Origin of the sequence: Thermaerobacillus caldiproteolyticus (assembly GCF_013761245.1) — a bacterium.
In the GTDB taxonomy this organism is placed as follows: Bacteria; Bacillota; Bacilli; order Bacillales; family Anoxybacillaceae; genus Thermaerobacillus; species Thermaerobacillus caldiproteolyticus.
Genome location: NZ_JACDUT010000009.1, coordinates 174,201 through 191,760 on the forward strand (window position 1 = coordinate 174,201; position 17,560 = coordinate 191,760).

At 39.2% G+C, this 17,560-nt stretch carries 14 protein-coding genes and 2 pseudogenes; 13 read left to right on the forward strand and 3 right to left on the reverse strand.

Annotated features, from left to right (window positions below):
* The first annotated feature begins 274 nt into the window (after nt 1–274).
* The 3 genes from HNR31_RS14195 (at nt 275) to HNR31_RS14205 (ending at nt 3,980) form a co-directional block, all read left to right on the forward strand.
* The gene (locus HNR31_RS14195) at nt 275–1,621 is read left to right on the forward strand and encodes an aspartate aminotransferase family protein (RefSeq protein ID WP_181556876.1); all 1,347 of its coding nucleotides are present in this window, start codon (nt 275–277) and stop codon (nt 1,619–1,621) included.
* A gap of 43 nt (nt 1,622–1,664) precedes the next feature.
* Nucleotides 1,665–3,092 carry a sodium:solute symporter family protein gene (locus HNR31_RS14200; RefSeq protein ID WP_181556877.1) on the forward strand — a complete coding sequence of 476 codons (1,428 nt, stop codon included), beginning with the start codon at nt 1,665–1,667 and terminating at the stop codon, nt 3,090–3,092.
* A gap of 123 nt (nt 3,093–3,215) precedes the next feature.
* The gene (locus HNR31_RS14205; RefSeq protein ID WP_181556878.1) at nt 3,216–3,980 is read left to right on the forward strand and encodes an enoyl-CoA hydratase; all 765 of its coding nucleotides are present in this window, start codon (nt 3,216–3,218) and stop codon (nt 3,978–3,980) included.
* A gap of 189 nt (nt 3,981–4,169) precedes the next feature.
* On the opposite strand, the gene HNR31_RS14210 is transcribed toward HNR31_RS14205, so the two are convergent.
* On the reverse strand, nt 4,170–5,324 hold the full coding sequence (locus tag HNR31_RS14210) for an amidohydrolase (protein WP_181556879.1): 1,155 nt from the start codon (nt 5,322–5,324) through the stop codon (nt 4,170–4,172).
* A gap of 211 nt (nt 5,325–5,535) precedes the next feature.
* On the opposite strand from HNR31_RS14210, the gene HNR31_RS14215 reads away from it, so the two are divergent.
* The 9 genes and pseudogenes from HNR31_RS14215 (at nt 5,536) to pcp (ending at nt 13,689) form a co-directional block, all read left to right on the forward strand.
* A complete protein-coding gene (locus tag HNR31_RS14215) occupies nt 5,536–5,982 on the forward strand; it encodes an Lrp/AsnC family transcriptional regulator (protein ID WP_181556880.1) in 447 nt (148 codons plus the stop codon).
* 151 nt (nt 5,983–6,133) lie between these two features.
* Nucleotides 6,134–6,982, forward strand: coding sequence for a M55 family metallopeptidase (locus HNR31_RS14220; RefSeq protein WP_181556881.1), 849 nt, complete (start codon nt 6,134–6,136; stop codon nt 6,980–6,982).
* A 32-nt stretch (nt 6,983–7,014) separates the two neighbouring features.
* Nucleotides 7,015–7,940, forward strand: a pseudogene (locus HNR31_RS14225) (ABC transporter permease).
* Between the two features lie 2 nt (nt 7,941–7,942).
* Nucleotides 7,943–8,887 carry an ABC transporter permease gene (locus tag HNR31_RS14230; RefSeq protein WP_181556882.1) on the forward strand — a complete coding sequence of 315 codons (945 nt, stop codon included), beginning with the start codon at nt 7,943–7,945 and terminating at the stop codon, nt 8,885–8,887.
* 15 nt (nt 8,888–8,902) lie between these two features.
* Complete coding sequence (locus tag HNR31_RS14235; RefSeq protein ID WP_181556883.1) at nt 8,903–9,916, forward strand: ABC transporter ATP-binding protein; 1,014 nt, start codon at nt 8,903–8,905, stop codon at nt 9,914–9,916.
* A 3-nt stretch (nt 9,917–9,919) separates the two neighbouring features.
* On the forward strand, nt 9,920–10,879 hold the full coding sequence (locus HNR31_RS14240; RefSeq protein ID WP_181556884.1) for an ABC transporter ATP-binding protein: 960 nt from the start codon (nt 9,920–9,922) through the stop codon (nt 10,877–10,879).
* A gap of 69 nt (nt 10,880–10,948) precedes the next feature.
* A complete protein-coding gene (locus HNR31_RS14245; RefSeq protein ID WP_181556885.1) occupies nt 10,949–12,583 on the forward strand; it encodes a peptide ABC transporter substrate-binding protein in 1,635 nt (544 codons plus the stop codon).
* A gap of 68 nt (nt 12,584–12,651) precedes the next feature.
* Complete coding sequence (locus tag HNR31_RS14250) at nt 12,652–13,032, forward strand: DUF3899 domain-containing protein (RefSeq protein WP_181556886.1); 381 nt, start codon at nt 12,652–12,654, stop codon at nt 13,030–13,032.
* Nucleotides 13,033–13,086: 54 nt separating this feature from the next.
* Nucleotides 13,087–13,689 carry a pyroglutamyl-peptidase I gene (gene pcp / locus HNR31_RS14255; RefSeq protein ID WP_181556887.1) on the forward strand — a complete coding sequence of 201 codons (603 nt, stop codon included), beginning with the start codon at nt 13,087–13,089 and terminating at the stop codon, nt 13,687–13,689.
* 392 nt (nt 13,690–14,081) lie between these two features.
* Here pcp and HNR31_RS14260 read toward each other — a convergent pair whose 3' ends face one another.
* Both HNR31_RS14260 and HNR31_RS14265 read right to left on the reverse strand, forming a co-directional pair.
* A complete protein-coding gene (locus tag HNR31_RS14260) occupies nt 14,082–14,294 on the reverse strand; it encodes a DUF6366 family protein (protein WP_181556888.1) in 213 nt (70 codons plus the stop codon).
* A 108-nt stretch (nt 14,295–14,402) separates the two neighbouring features.
* Nucleotides 14,403–15,442: pseudogene (locus tag HNR31_RS14265) on the reverse strand (IS1595 family transposase).
* A 935-nt stretch (nt 15,443–16,377) separates the two neighbouring features.
* Between HNR31_RS14265 and HNR31_RS14270 the strand changes: the two are divergent.
* Nucleotides 16,378–17,448: a nitronate monooxygenase gene (locus tag HNR31_RS14270; RefSeq protein WP_181556889.1), complete on the forward strand. Its 1,071-nt coding sequence runs from the start codon at nt 16,378–16,380 to the stop codon at nt 17,446–17,448.
* The last annotated feature ends 112 nt before the right edge of the window (nt 17,449–17,560 follow it).

Consider the following 17,560-nt stretch of genomic DNA (forward strand, 5'->3'; position numbering starts at 1 on the left):
AAGGCGGATGAGAGATGAGGTACGCACAAATGGAATTATGGAAGTGAGGAATTAGCTATTCTTTATCTTCTCTAAAGTGATTCTAAAATTTTAGAGAATAAGAACAAGGTTATTATGAGAATGAAACAGCGTCAGAAATAGCAAAAGGCATAATGAGCTAGATATTTTAATATTTATTTTTAAATTTACAAAATTTATAATTATATAAATATTGGTATGATATTTGCATTTTATTTTTATGAGCAAACTGATTTGCTAAAAGGAGAGAATGTGCATGAAGGAAAACAACTGGATGAGTCTCTTTCATAAAATGTCGGATTTACTTGCGCCAACGATGGCCAAAGACCATCCGAACTTGCCGGTGGTGAAGGAAGAAGGATGCTACTACTACGGATTGGATGGAAAAAAATATCTTGATTTTACTTCCGGTATTGCAGTTGCCAATACAGGGCATCGCCATCCGAAAGTCGTACAAGCTATCAAAGATGCCGCAGACCGCCTTATGCATGGGCCAAGCGGAGTAATCATGTATGAATCGATCCTTCGTTTAGCTGAAGAATTAACGCATATTATGCCGAAAGGTTTGAACTGTTTCTTTTTTGCGAACAGCGGAACGGAGGCGATCGAAGGTGCTATTAAACTGGCAAAGCATGTGACGAGAAGGCCGTATGTTGTCTCGTTTACGGGATGTTTTCATGGCCGTTCTTTAGGGGCGCTTAGTGTAAGTACGTCCAAAAGCAAATACCGAAAATATTTACAGCCAAACGGATTGACGTATCAACTGCCGTATGCCAATCCAAAAGATTGTCCGGATGGGGAAGACCCGGATGTGTATTTTGCGAATCAGCTTGAAGAAGATGCGGCTTCTTTGTTTGCTCACCAAGTTACTCCGGAAGAAGTGGCATGCATGATTTTGGAACCGGTGCTTGGAGAAGGCGGGTATATTGTGCCGCCTAAAGGCTGGCTGCGCAAAATAAGAGAAATTTGTGATCGCTATGGAATTTTACTCATTTTCGATGAGGTGCAGACAGGTTTTGGCCGCACTGGTGAATGGTTTGCGGCACAAGCATTCGGCGTCACTCCGGATATTATGGCGATCGCCAAAGGGATTGCTTCCGGCCTTCCACTAAGCGCGACGGTTGCCTCGAAAGAGTTGATGCAGCAATGGCCGCTAGGGAGTCATGGCACGACGTTCGGCGGCAATCCCATCGCATGTGAGGCAGCGCTTGCCACATTAGAAGTATTCAAAGAAGAAAATTTGCTGGAAAATTGTCGGGTAGTTGGGAAATACGCCCGCGAAAAGCTAGAAGTGCTAAAAGCGAAGCACCCAGCAATTGGAGATGTGCGTTCGATTGGGCTCATGATCGGTATCGAGATTGTTCATCCACATACTGGAGAACCGAATGGAGAGGGAGTGATGAATATTTTGAACCGCTGCCTACAAAAAGGAGTTCTCTTCTACCTATGTGGGAATAAAGGAGAAGTTATTCGCATGATCCCGCCGCTGACCGTGACAAAAGAGCAGATTGACGAGGGATTAAACATGCTAGATCAGGCACTGACAGAATACGAAATAGAAATTGGCGAACATCCACCAATGACGAAAATGCCTGGGAAATAGCAGACGGTCATTTACTTAAAAATAAGAGGATGGGGGAATTTTCATGAGCACGCTTGATACAGGGGTTATTCTATTTTATTTTCTTCTTTTAATTATCGTAGGAATTTTGGGGGCGAAAAAAGCGAAAACAGTAGAAGACTATGCGCTTGCTGGCAGAAATCTCGGATTATTTATCTATCTTGGCTGTCTGTCTGCGGTCATTCTTGGCGGCGCTTCGACGATTGGAACAGCTAAATTAGGGTATCAGTTCGGGCTTTCAGGCATATGGTTTGTATTTATGATTGGTCTAGGAATTACCGTACTCGGTTTGTTTTTTACGAATCAAATTTATGGTGCGAATGTTACTACGATTAGTGAATTGCTTGGACGTCGGTACAATAAAGAAACACGCTTGATCAGCGCGCTTGTAGCAGCCATTTACACGATGATGGTTTCCGTTACGCAAGTAATAGGAATGGGCACCATTATTCATGCCGTGCTAGGCTGGAATATGGCTGTTTCAATGTTAGTCGGCGGGGGAATCGTGCTGTTTTATACGATTCTCGGGGGAATGTGGAGCGTTACCATGACAGATATTATTCAGTTTATCATCATGACAGTTGGCATTTTTTTCGTTATGCTGCCGATGAGTTTATCCCATGTTGGCGGATGGAAATCGCTCTCTGAACAATTGCCTGCCACGCATTTTGATCTGACGTCAATGGGATGGGCGAACATTTTTCAATACTTTTTACTATATACTTTAGGAATGGTTGTATCACAGGATATTTGGCAGCGGGTATTTACGGCGCGTACAACCAAAATTGCCCGGAGTGGTGCGGTATACGCTGGGCTATACAGCTTTGCCTATGCATTGGCATTAAGTATTATTGGTATGTGTGCAGTCATCATTTTCCCAACTATCAACGATCCGCAAAATGTATTTGCAAAAATGTCGCTGACGATCTTGCCGCACGGTTTGCTAGGACTCATTTTGGCAAGTGTATGTTCTGCGCTCATGTCTACTGCCTCGGGAACGTTGCTTGCTTCCTCTACTCTTATCTCACACGATATTTTGAAGCAGTATTGGTTAAAAGATATTAGCGATCAAAAGTTTGTTTTTCTGTCACGAATGATCACATTAACCATTGGAATTATCGCGATTACGTTTGCCATTTGGATTCAAGATGTGCTCGTCGCATTGGATGTGGCTTATGCGATTTTATCAGGTGCAATTTTTGTTCCTGTGGTTCTTGGTTTCTTCTGGAAAAGAGCGAAAGCGAAAGCTGGTTTTTATTCGATTATTATTAGCTCGTTGGTCGTGCTTGTCGGTTTGGCGGTGGAAGGATTAAGTTCTACGAATCCGATTATGTATGGGATTGCAGCCAGCATGATTTCCATGATTGCCTTTTCTTATCTCCAATCATCTTCTAACATACAACAAGGTAATATTGCAGTAGAAGAATGGGAAGATGAGCAAAGTGCACTTTGATGTATTTTATGTTAAAACCGTATCCCTTTTGGGTGATACGGTTTTTTCTTCGAAAAATAAAGGAGTTTTGTAATAAAATAAGGAATTTAATATAGGAAATTTGGTCAAGCAAGGGGGATAAACATGGAAACGGTCGTCCTATCATTTTTGGAAAATGTGGCGGTATTGGAATTGAACCGTCCAGATTCACTCAATGCGATGAATGTGCAAATGCTAAACGAACTGGTTGAAGCGTTGCGGCAAATTGAAAAAAGCAATGCATCCATCATTGTGATCCGTGGAAGAGGAAGAGGTTTTTCCGCTGGAGGTGATATTAAGACGATGCTCAGCGTCGATGACCCAAGCCAATTTCACGGTGTAATGAATACGATCCGAGAAGTGGTCATGGCGTTGTATACGATGCCGAAAGTTGTTGTCTCGGTCGTTCATGGGCCAGCGGCAGGACTGGGGCTAAGTTTTGCTTTAGCGAGCGATTATGTCATCGCCACGAAAGAAGCGCGCCTGGCGATGAACTTTATCGGCATCGGTCTGATTCCAGACGGCGGAGGCCATTATCTGTTAGCAAAACGGGTCGGCGAAGTGAAAGCGAAGCATATCATTTGGGAAGGAAAACCGATGAACGCTGACGAAGCGTATGAACTTGGCATCGTTGACTTCGTTGCTGAAGACGAACAACAAGTCGAACAAAAAATCGCCGAATGGCAGGCAAAACCGCTGCAAGCAATGATTGCAACGAAGACGTTATACGCCAAGTTGACAAAAGACGAATTGTTAAAAGTGCTTCAGCTCGAAATAGAAGCGCAGCAAAAAATGCGGCAAACGGAAGACCACCGCGAAGGCGTGCGCGCCTTTTTAGAAAAACGGAAGCCGAAGTTTCAGGGGAGATAATCAAGAAGCCCTTGTCTAAAATCATTATCAAGATTCTTAGACAAGGGCTGTTTTCATGAAACGTAGGTTATCTCTTTGGTGAAATGCTAATGATGTGGAGACTCAATATTACTTTTACGAGCTACAAAGGCATTTATGAGATGGATAGATGATTCACTACATAAAGATAGTTCGTCATCATTCGTACGATTAATCTTTTTGAAATACGACATGACCATTAATAATGGTCATTTCTACGTTTTGACGTAAATCGAATGGATCGCCGCTCCAAATGACAATGTCCGCATCTTTCCCGACTTCCACCGAGCCGACACGATTTTCTATACCTAGATGCTTTGCGGCATTTAATGTAATCGTCTGAAGGGCAAGAGACTCTTCTAATCCGTGTTTGACCGCAAGAATCGCGCTCGTCATCAAATGTTCAATACCGACAACAGGGTGGTCAGTGGTAATCGAAAAGGGCACTCCGGCATCGCGTAAAGCAAGCAGTGTATGCCAACCTTTATCGGCAAGTTCGACTTTTGAACGGGTAGACATGGTTGGACCGACAGATACCCGTATTCCGCTTTCGGAAATATAATTGGCAATATGATGTCCTTCTGTGCAATGCTCAATCGTATAATCAAAACCGAATTCCTTCGCCAGACGAATTACGGTCATAATGTCATCCGCGCGGTGTGCATGAACGCGCAGCGGTATTTCTTTTTTTAATACTTTTGCTAGATTTTCCAGTTTTAAATCCCGCTCTACTTCTTTTCCGCTCTCTATTTTTTGCAGATACGTTTGTGCTTGAATAAACTGCTCGCGAAACAGTGCGGCAATTCCCATTCTTGTTGTTGGTAGTTTTCCTTTGTCTCCATAGACCCGTTTTGGATTTTCCCCAAAAGCGGCTTTCATTCCTGACGGATTTCTCACGACCATTTCATCGACGGTTTGCCCCACTGTTTTGATAACTACCATTTCTCCGCCAATGACATTGGCGCTTCCCGGCATAACTTGTACAGTTGTTACTCCTGCTCTTCTTGCATCATCAAACCCTTTATCTTCTGGGTTAATTCCATCAATAGCTCTAACATGGGGAGTAGCTGGGAAACTAACTTCATTAAAATCGCGGCCTTCCTTGCCAATTCCCTCTTCATGAATGCCGAGATGAGTATGAACATCAATCAATCCAGGTGTAACAAATTTTCCAGATGCATCAATAATCTCGGCATGCTCAAACAAAGACGGATCTTGTAGTTGTGTCGTGACTTCCTTAATTTTCCCTTCTTCTACTATAATGCAAGCATTTTCGATTTTTTGCCCATTCCCTACTAACAGTGTTCCGCCATGAATGACAATCATCGTCAATTATCTCTCCTTTTATAAAAAATTTTTTCTAATAAGTACAAAAATAATGTTGAATTTTTTAATAATTGTAATTATAATAAAAAATCAAATAGTTCTAATTAAGATAATAAATTATATTTTTTGTATTGTAAACAGGTAGTTAAATTAGACTTTACTAACTCTTTAAGATACAAAAATCAAAAAATAGTATAGAAAAGGAGTAATTATGAAGTACGATATCGACGAGCTAGATAGACAAATTATTAAGTTACTCTCTAATGATGGAAGAATGTCGTTTACGGAAATTGCCAATAAATTGAATGTCACAGAGAAAACAGTTCGCACCAGATATAAAAATCTTATTGATCATGGAATTCTCGAAGTAGTGGGAGTGGTCAATCCGATTGCGCTAGGAATTCGGGCAGGTGCCATCATTCAGCTGAAAGTAGAGGGGCAAAAATTGTTCGATGTCATTGATCAATTGCAAGAACTGAAGGAGGTTCGCTATATTACGCTAACCTCTGGATGTTATCAGCTTTTAATCCAAATTGCGGTTCCGAGCCAAGATGAAATTACAGATATAGTGAAGACGTTAAATAGCATTCAAGGAATTATTGAAATGAATACGATTATACAATTAGAAGTGTATAAAAATACGTTTGATTACATTTAATATCGCTATCGTCTAGAATATTGTCATTCTCCCTGTGAAAGTCATTGATTTAAGAGATTGGAAAGCAACTATAGTAAACGATTGTTTCTATCGTTTAATGAGCATCCAACTTTTTTTATCATTAAATATTGAGTAAAGGGATGTGAATACTATGAAAATTTTTATCTCAGCGGATATGGAAGGAATTTCAGGTGTAGCAACTAACCAACAACTAAAAACGAATAGTGAGTATCAACGATTTCGTAAACTAATGACTCAAGATGTCAATGCAGCCATTGAAGGTGCGTTTTTTGGAGGAGCAACAGAAGTTGTTGTGGCAGATGGGCACGGTAATATGTCCAATATTTTAATTGAAGATTTAGATCCTCGCGCCCGATTAATATGTGGCAATAACCGCGTTATGTGTCAACTGGAAGGACTTGATGATAGCTTTGACGGCATTATGTTCGTTGGGCACCATGGGCGTGAAAACGGGTCTGAAAGAACGGTTATTAGCCACAGCTTAGCAGGAATTTGTGTAAACGAAATAAAGATTAATGGTCATATAGTTGGGGAAACAGAAATGAATGCTCTAGTAGCGGGTTACTACAATGTGCCAGCTATTCTCATTACTGGTGACGATGCTTATGTAAAAGAGGTTCAAAAAACATTGCCAGACATTGAAGCGGCAGTGGTAAAGCGTGGAATTGACCGTTTTGCGGCAGAATTGCTTCATCCCGTTAAAGCGCAAGAATTAATTAAAGAAAAAGCAGAACGGGCCGTGAAAAAGGCGAAAGACATTCCTCCTCTTAAAGTAGAGGGACCTGTAACATTTGAAATTGAATTTAAAGGACCAAACCAAGCATTGATGACAACAACTCTTCCAACTGTAAAATTAATTGGCCCTAGAACTATTACTTTTACTTGTGATGACATCGTTACAGCTTACAAACATATGTGGGGCTGTGTCATTATTGCTATGACGGCAACCAATGGAGTGCTAGGAAGTGTAAATGCCTAAATAAAAATAAAGATTATATAGGGAGGGTAGGTATGTATATTGTCAAACGGGTACTTACTATGTTTTTAACAATTTGGATTATTGCAACCTTGACATTTATTATTATGAAATTTATTCCTGGGGATCCTTTTGTCTCTGACGCAGACGTATTACCAGAAGAAGTATTACAAAATATTAGAGCAAAATATAACCTCGATAAACCTTTGCCTGTACAATATGCGTTATATATGAAAAATTTGTTGATGTTTGATTTAGGACCTTCTATTCAATCTGAAACAAGGGATGTTAATACATTAATTGCTGATGGTTTTCCCGTCTCAGCCCTTCTTGGCCTGCAATCTTTAATAATCGCTCTTGTGTTTGGTTTACTATTAGGAATTGTCGCTGCATTAAATCATAATCGCTTTCTTGATTATGCAGCAATGTTTCTTGCCATTATTGGTATCTCTGTACCAAGTTTTATTTTAGCTCCTTTATTAATTAAATATTTTGCCGTTGAATGGAAGTTACTACCTGTAGCATCTTGGGGAACGTGGGCCCATTCCGTTTTACCATCTGTTGCTTTGGCTACTACTCCCATGGCGGTGATTGCCCGTTTTATCAGATCAAGTATGCTTGAAGTGATGAAACAAAATTATATAAAGACAGCAGAGGCGAAAGGTTTATCACCTATTGCTATTGTAGTGAAACATGGGATAAGGAATGCAATTTTACCAGTCATTACATTTATTGGCCCGTTATTTGTTGTTTTAATTACAGGCACTTTCGTCATTGAGAAAATTTTTGCGATACCAGGGCTCGGTAAATATTTTGTTGATAGCATTTTTAATCGTGATTATCCGGTTATTTTAGGCACAACGGTTTTTTTAGTACTATTCTTGTAATTACCTTATTTATCGTTGATATTTCCTATCGTTTAATTGACCCTAGAATCAAATTAACAAGTAAGGGGGATTAATAATGATTCCACACAAGGAAGAAGATGCTTTATTTCGTCCAGTTGATCCTAATAGGATTCGGCCGGATACGATTCAAAGGCCTAGTCTTAGCTTCTGGAAAGGTGTCCTTATTAACATTGTCAAAAATAAACTAGCAATGTTAGGATTTTCTCTCTTACTTGTAATTGTTTTAATGTCAATTATTGGTCCGCATTTAGTTCCCTATAACTATTCAGATCAGAATTTAATGAATAGCAATAAACCACCTTCTAGTAAACATTGGTTTGGAACGGATGATTTAGGAAGAGATATGTGGTCTCGTACATGGTATGGGGCACGTATATCCTTAACAATCGGATTTGTTGCAGCATTCATTGATTTAGTAATGGGAATTCTCGTTGGTGGAGTATCTGGATATATGGCAGGTCGGGGAAAACTAGGAGACCGTATCGACAGTATTTTAATGAGGATTGTTGAAATACTGTATGGGATTCCATATCTATTAGTCGTTATCCTACTGATGGTAATCATGGAGCCAGGGTTATGGACAATCATTGCGGCCCTTTCTATTACGGGATGGGTAGGTATGGCAAGAATTATAAGAGGTCAAATACTCCAACTAAAGCAACAAGAGTATGTAATGGCTGCTCAAAAGCTAGGGACATCACACGCAAAAATTATTTTCCGCCACTTACTTCCTAATACATTAGGAATTATTATTGTAAACTTAACATTTACAATTCCCCAGGCAATTTTTGCTGAATCATTTTTAAGCTTTTTAGGATTAGGTGTACAAGCACCATTTGCAAGTTGGGGAACGATGGCTAATGACGCATTAGGTGTTATTTTAAGCGGTCAGTGGTGGAGATTGTTTTTCCCCGGTTTCATGATTTCGCTTACAATGTTTGCCTTTAATGCTTTCGGAGACGGGTTACAGGATGCATTAGATCCAAGAATTCGAAAATAGGAGGTGATCTTCCATATGAGTCATTTATTAAAGGTAGAAAATTTACAGGTTTCATTTAAAACATACGGAGGAGAAGTTCAAGCAGTTCGGAACGTTTCGTTTCACGTTGATCAAGGGGAAGTGGTCGCCATCGTTGGGGAGAGTGGAAGTGGAAAGAGTGTGACCGTTCAAACGGTTATGGGATTAATTCCTATTCCTCCTGGAAAAATAAAAGGGGGAAAAATCACTTTTAGCGGAAAAGATATTACAAATCTATCAAAAAGAGAGATGCGGAAATTAAAAGGATCGGAAATCGGCATGGTTTTCCAAGATCCAATGACATCATTGAATCCGACAATGAAGATTGGAAAACAAATTGCGGAAGGTCTAATCAAACATCAGAAACTATCAAAAGCAGAAGCTAAACAAAAAGCTATTGAGCTTTTAAAATTGGTAGGCATCCCTAATGCTGCAGAGAGATACAATCAATATCCTCATGAATTCAGCGGCGGAATGAGGCAAAGAGTTGTTATTGCCATTGCCCTAGCATGTGCCCCGAAGTTATTAATCGCAGACGAACCGACAACCGCATTGGATGTTACTATTCAGGCTCAAATTCTCGATCTAATGAAAGATTTACAAAGACGAATGAATACTGCCATTATTTTAATCACGCATGATTTGGGAGTAGTAGCAGAAATGGCTCAACGGGTGATTGTCATGTATGGCGGGATAGTCGTTGAAACTGGAACTGTCTTCGATATATTTGAACGACCTAAGCATCCGTATACATGGGGATTATTAGAATCGATTCCAAAGCCAGATGTAAAAGAGAAGAAACGATTGATACCTATTGAAGGGTCACCTCCAGACCTTTTTTCTCCGCCAAAAGGCTGTCCTTTTGCCCCTAGATGTAAGTATGCCATGGAAATTTGTGTAGAGAAAATGCCGGGAGAATTCAAAATTTCAAACGAACATATAGCAAAGTGCTGGTTGAACGACCCTAGAGCTCCCCAAGTGGAAGCGCTAATTGCAGCAGGGAGGGAGTAGTCGATGTCAGTAGAGATCCTTCAAGTAGAAAATGTAAAAAAGCACTTTAAAATCGGTCCGAACCAAACAGTAAAATCGGTAGACGGTATTTCATTTTCAATTAAAAAAGGGGAAACATTTGGTTTAGTAGGAGAAAGCGGAAGCGGAAAATCAACTTTAGGAAAAACAATTGTTGGACTCTATTCAGCTACTTCTGGGAGAGTAAGCTTTGACGGCCATGAATTCGGTGACTTGGACAAAAAGACACAAAAAAAGCTAAATCGGGAAATGCAAATGATTTTCCAAGATCCTCATGCGTCATTAAACCCTCGCATGAGGGTGGAGGATATCATTGCAGAAGGTATTGATGCACATCGTTTAGCAAAGGGAAAAGAGAGACAAGAATTAGTTTATCACCTTCTTGAAAGAGTAGGATTACGACCTGAGCATGCGCAAAGATTCCCTCACGAATTTAGTGGAGGACAAAGGCAACGAATTGGTATTGCAAGAGCACTAGCAGTAAAACCGAAATTTATAGTTGCTGATGAGCCAATTTCTGCTTTAGATGTTTCCATTCAAGCTCAAGTTATCAATTTACTAGAAGATTTAAAACACGAAGAAAACTTAACATATTTATTTATTGCTCATGACCTTGGAATGGTAAAGCATATAAGCGATCGTATCGGTGTTATGTACTTAGGAAAAATGATGGAATTAACAACAAGTTCACAGTTGTTTGAGGAGCCCCTTCATCCATATACAGAAGCATTGTTGTCAGCTATCCCGTTACCTAATCCTAGATTAGCAAAAAAAAGGGAGAGAATCATCTTGTCAGGAGATCCTCCTAGTCCTGTTAATCCTCCAAGTGGATGTAGATTCCGAACAAGATGTCCGTATGCCATGGATATTTGTGCGAAAGCTGAACCGAGCTGGAAGGAAGTAAAGGAAAATCATTGGACTGCTTGTCATTTGTATAGCAAATAGATTTTAGATTTACTAAGTGTTCCTCAATACGATTTAAAATAAAAATATTTTATTAAGGAGGATAAAAAAGTGAGAAAAGCTTTTTCGAATTTATCAGCATTGCTTCTATTAGTTTCAACTATTTTAGCAGGTTGCAGCAGCAATCAGACTTCCTCGGATGCGGAGAGGAAGGAGGAAGCAACTAAAAATGTTAAACAAGAAATTACTTTAAATGCTCTAAGTGAGCCTCCGAGTCTGGATCCAGCTCTTGCCACAGATACAACATCTGGCTGGGTAATCGATCACTTGTTTGAAGGACTTTACACAAAAAACAAAAAAGGTGAGCCCGTATTAGGGGCCGCAAGTGATGTGAAAGTTTCTGATGACGGTAAAACATATACTTTTACAATTCGTGAAGATGCAAAATGGTCCGATGGTGATCCAGTGACAGCACAAGACTTTGAATATGCTTGGAAACGTGTATTAAACCCTGAAACCGGCAGCGCATTCGCTTTTTATATGTACTATATTAAAGGAGCTGAGGAGTATAACAAAGGAAAAGCTAGTGTAGATGAGGTTGGAGTGAAAGCATTAGACGATAAGACGCTACAAGTTCAATTAGATGCGCCGCTTAGCTATTTTGACAAGCTATTAACAATGTGGACGTTCTACCCAGTCAAGAAATCTTTAGTTGAATCGAATAAAAAATGGGCCGCCGAAGCAGAAGGGTATGTAAGTAACGGAGCTTACAAATTAACTTCTTGGAAACACAATAGTGAAGTTGTAGTTGAAAAGAATGAGCATTATTGGAACAAAGATGAAATTAATATGGAAAAAGTTACATGGAAAATGGTGAACGATGCAACAACATATTATCAAATGTACAAAACAGGTGAACTTGATTTAATTCAAACTTTACCTACTGATGTGATTGCACAAGAAAAAGATAGTGAAGAGTTTAAAATTGTACCTTATTTTGGAACCTATATGTTTATGTTTAACGTAGAGAAAGAGCCGTTTAATAATCCAAAGATCCGCCGTGCTTTTGCAATGGCTATTAACCGTAAAGCGATTGTGAATAATATTACAAAATCAGGGGAAACTCCAGCATATGCATTTGTTCCATATGGAGTAAATACTCCGGACGGTGATTTCCGCAAGGTTGGCGGCACATATTTCAAAGAAAACGCAAAAGAAGCGAAGAAACTATTACAAGAAGGTATGAAGGAAGAAGGATGGAATAAGTTACCTGAAGTAACTCTAATGTATAATACTGCTGAAAATAATAAAAAGGTTGCAGAAGCAGTGCAGGAAATGATCAAAAATACTCTTGGGGTAAAAATCAAGCTCGCTAACCAAGAGTGGAAAACGTATTTAGAAACAACAGCCCAATCTAATTTCCAAATGGCGCGTATGGGCTGGATTGGAATCTTTGTTGACCCAACCGTTATCTTAGACTATTACTTGGGTGACAGCCCGAATAATAGAACAAAATGGGTAAATGGGAAATTTGATAACCTAATGGCACAAGCAAAAGTGGAACAGGATGAGACGAAGCGTTTTCAATTACTTCATGAAGCTGAAAAAGTATTAATGGCAGACATGCCATTTATGCCAGTTTACTTTTATTCGCAAAACTATCTAACTTCTAAAAAGTTTAAAGGCATCGTTTATCCTATTAATCGTTATCCAGACGTACGCTGGGCAAAGAAAATAGCTGATTAATTGCCTTTGAGGGAAGATTTATTTCATCCGAAATAGATCTTCCCTCTCAGCTAAAAGGGGAGTTTTTTATGTTTGCTTATTTAGGTTCTACCCTTTTTACAGTTATCGTTTTACTAATGATTAAAATCATATATCAAGTAAATACACTAACTTTTATTAATCAATGCTTTTTATATGGTTTAGCGATATTTGTTGCGGGGATAAGTATTTTTGTCTATCAGACAGGTTTTTTAGATTCGTTTCTAAAAGGATTTCGACAAGTTTATCATTTTGTTCTGCCAAAGCCCAGAGCATTAATTCAGGAAGAAAAAAGGTTAGCCAATGACGCCTTGATAAATCATTGGCGCACCTCGACGATGAATGGTTTGAAATTGATTTTATTAGGTATCGGTACAGGCTCTATTTTTCTTTCCATCGCATATTCAATTTATCTATTAAAAGATCATTGATAGAATGATACGAAAAATTGGATTTTCTATTCGTTTTTAGGGGGGGAAACATGTATGAAAAAATTGTTGGTAACGGGCTTTGTCCCGTTTTTAGATTTTTCCGTGAATCCAACGGAACAAATTGTAAAAAATCTTGATGGCACCACGATCGGAGGCTATGAAATTTATGGACGGATATTGCCGGTTGATTTTTCAGAATCGGCAACAAAATGCATTGAATACTTTGAAAATATACAACCGGAAGTTGTCATTTCTCTTGGTCTTGCGGCTGGACGTACAAAAATTACGCCGGAACGCATTGCGATTAATTGTAAAGATGGAGGACCTGATAATCGCGGGGTGCGGATGCAGGATGAACCGATTGAAATCGATGGACCGGCTGGCTATTTTTCTACCTTACCAATCCGTCGTTTCGTTAATGTGTTAAACGAAAATGGATATCCAGCGCAAATTTCTAATACAGCAGGCACCTATTTGTGTAACAATGTGATGTATTCAATCTTACATAAAATTTATAGTGAAAATCGAAACGTAAGAGCCGGTTTTGTTCATATTCCAGCTTCACATGAATTGGCAATTCAACACCCAAACATTCCAAGTTGGTCACAAAACGATTTATATCAAGCGGTTATATGTATGATTGAATCATTAGACTAGATGATGTGAGATCTAGTAGTTTTTTCTTTCAAGTATCTAAAAATGTAAATAACTAGTTGATATAAAAAGGGAATCTCCTGTCTTCTTTTTGCGAATAGTTATCCTTTATATCTATTATTGATGCTGAATCCGAATGATAAGTTTTGGTGGATCAAAAATTGGGTAGCGCTTTCGTCAAGGGGCTTATTGTTGACATAATTATTTTCTTGTTACCTTTCAGGTGTAGGTGGAATCGTGAAAAGATAGGAAAAATCGTAGTTATCGAACATAATAATTGAAGGCTCTGTTTAACTTGATTGTTGATTTTATTAGAAAGAAATAAGCGTACTCAAAATTAACTTTGAATACGCTTATTTTTCAAAAAACGAATAAATTAAAATTGTACCCTACTGTTAAAATAACAATTTGTATAAAAAATATCCACCTATAAGAACTAATATTAAAATGCCCGTTCCTTTCCACCCTAATCCTCCGACTAAATCTGCTAAATTCGTATTATCTGCTCGATGTAAGCCATCTCTAAATGTGCCCGAAGGATTATTTTTTAATTCTTCTTGACGTAAACGTTCACGCTGTTCTTCTGGAGTTTCTTTTCTATTTGACATGAACACACCTTCCACTTTAAATTTATCTTGTCCAATTATTCAATATGAACAACTTTTTTCTATTTACTTATTATAGATTTAATTTCGACAATTATTCCCAAAACCCTTTTATGCTGGAATTGTTCTTAAAGGAATTGTTGTATTTTTTTCATTGATTGGATATAGACAACTCTCTACTGCAAATGCGAATACTACGTTCATCTGCATCAAATGCAATCTTATCCAAGAAATTAAAGTATGCCAAATAGTGTTGCAGATATTTTGTTGCAACACCCTTAAATCGTTATATCCATTGTTTCAATCGTTGATGATAGTTGTTCACGTTTTGGATATGGTAGACTCCCTTTGTGCGTTCTTTTCCCGTTTTGAAACGATAGTGAGTAAGCCCTTTTTCATTTGCATAGGCTTTAAACGCTCGCCAAGCATCTGTACATAGCACAGTCGTATCATTTAGTTTATGACCAATAGCATTATCTAATTGTGTTTTCTGAATACGCCCACGACCAAGTAACCCAACGAAAGTATTTTTCGTTCGGTCACGGGCTACTAAGACACAAACTTGTTCATGACTAATCCCTCTAAATTGCGATGTTCCACCACGTTTGCGAGGCTTACGACCTTGAATAGAACGGACTTCCTTTCTCTGAATAAAGGAAGTATGTTTCATCCATTTCAACAATGCCTTCAAAGGAAGCAACATCAATTTGAGCAATAGCAGGCAGGATTTTATGTCGCCAATAGAACAGTGTTGTATGTGTAATGTCTTTCAGTTTTTTAGCCGATTCTCGAAGGCTTAATCCGTTTAACATACACTCAATAAATTCTAACCAACGATTGACTTTCTTTGCTCGGTAAATAGGTGTTTTGTTCGTTTCAGTGAATGTCTTTTTGCAATCTTTGCAACGATAACGTTGACGTTTGATTTTTGCTAGTCCATTGTTTACTTCAAATTTTCCGAAGCGAACGACATTTTTTTCGCTACAATGAATACAACAAAGCCCTTCTTTTGCTTTACGCTCTGTAACTTCTTGAAAGATTGGTCTTGTATCGTGCATTGGCATTAACAAATATTTAAAGTGATTTAAAACACGTTCTTTATCAGCAGACGGTAGTTTTTGAATCTCATGAATAATATCAGATACATTCACAACAAACACATCCGAACATATATTCTTATCAGCGTTTTAGAACTAACGTTCGTAAAAATCAAATATCAACAGTTTAATTGAACAGAGACTAATTGAAAAATCTTCTGGGATAGTGATACATATATGGCACCAATCTGCTCGTATTTTTCAAAAATTTATTTTGATAAATTGTTTTGGATAAAAATCTATTTGCCCTATATTTAAATTTGTTTTTGTATTCTATTTATTACAAAATAAAAGTTCAGAGATTTTTACATGGAGAGGTAAGCGCGATAGCCTCGTTTGTGCGAAGCCAGCCTTTGATATTGCTGGGTTTCTAGCTTGGTAGTCATGCTCACAGAGTCTCTTGGTCAGGTCACAATTCTCTGTACTTCCCTTTGCAAACTCTGTATTCTGGGCCATTTCTTGCTGGAATGTTGAATTCGGCGATCGGAATTGTCGCATGTTTTTACTTTGCAGGTACATTAGGATTATTCACTACAATATTGATTGTTTTTTGGAGAGAAAAAGAGAAACATATTGCTTAACCTACAATCTATAAAAAGATAGTAGAAAGACAATCAACAAAATCAGGATAAGTATCTTTACTACTTTTTTCTGTGGTGTGCACCCTGCAGACTTCCGATCGTTTCTCTTAAATGACAAACTATGGTGATGAACCGATCTGATCCGATATGGCAGGACTTATCGCTTTTCTCTCTGACTTAACCGATCCTAGATATGGCGAATATTTTAAAGTCTAGTATGGACGTATGAATGGATCATGGTTCTCGAATGGGCAACCATTGGGTGCTCAAGTGAACAGAGGGAAGCACGTAAAAAAAGAGAACGATTGAACGAACAGCGTATATAGCTGTTCATTTTTTTGCAGGAAATTTTGTTGTTCATCATGAAAATATAGGTAAGATGTAAAAAACTAGAGAGGTGGACATACTATGTTGCATTCCCTTTCGATTCCGATTATTCAAGCCCCTATGGCTGGTGGCGTATCAACTCCGTTACTTGCTGCTTCTGTATCGCAGGCAGGAGGGCTTGGGTTTTTGGCCGGAGGATATAAGACGGTTGCGGAGATGCGTGAGGAAATCATTGCAATTAGAAAGTTGACAAACGCTCCGTTCGGTGTGAATCTTTTTGTCCCTAATGATGAAGAGGTGAATGTCGAGGCAATTTCTCGGTATAAGGAGAAGCTGGAGAAAGAAGCCGATCGGCTTGATGTAAATCTTGGTCAGCCAATGTGGGACGACGATGGTTGGAAAGATAAGCTTGAGGTTCTTTGCGAACAGCGAGTACCAGTAGTAAGCTTTACGTTTGGATGCCCTTCATCCGATGTGATTAATGACCTCAAAAAGCGTGGTTCTTATGTTATAGTGACAGTTACGACACTGGAAGAAGCGGTTATAGCCAAACAATCCGGGGCAGATGCGCTGTGTGTGCAAGGTCCGGAGGCTGGTGGTCATCGTGCAACGTTTTCTAACCATGCTTCCGGTTATGAGACCATAAGCCTTCTTGTCCTTTTACGACGAATTAGCGAAGAGGTGGACTTACCGCTTATTGCTGCCGGTGGCATCATGCATGGCCGAGATATCGCTGCTGTTCTTGCGGCAGGAGCTTGTGCAGCCCAATTAGGAACTGCATTTTTGCGCTGTCCGGAAAGCGGTGCACATCCGGTGCATAAGGCTGCTCTTACGGATCCGCAATTTGGTGCAACAGCTGTAACGCGCGCCTTCACGGGGCGTCCCGCTCGAGGATTAGTGAACCGCTTTCTTACTGAATATGATAGCGAAGCCCCAGCGGCATACCCGCACGTTCATCATATGACAAAAGGGCTTCGTAAAGCTGCTGCGCAGGCGAACGATCCGCATGTTATGTCTTTATGGGCCGGAGAAGGTTATCGTTTCTCGACAGAAATGCCGGCAGCGGAGCTTGTTAATTTACTGATGAAACAGACTCACGAAGCGGTAAAGAATGTAATAAAGCGATTAGATAGGGGAAAAGAATGTAGATAAGCAAGACCATTTACATTTATATAGATTCAGATTAATTTTCCGACATAACCACCTGTCCGATGCGCTGGAGCACTCTTTCTGGAAATTCAGAAAGGTACTCCAAAAACGAAAC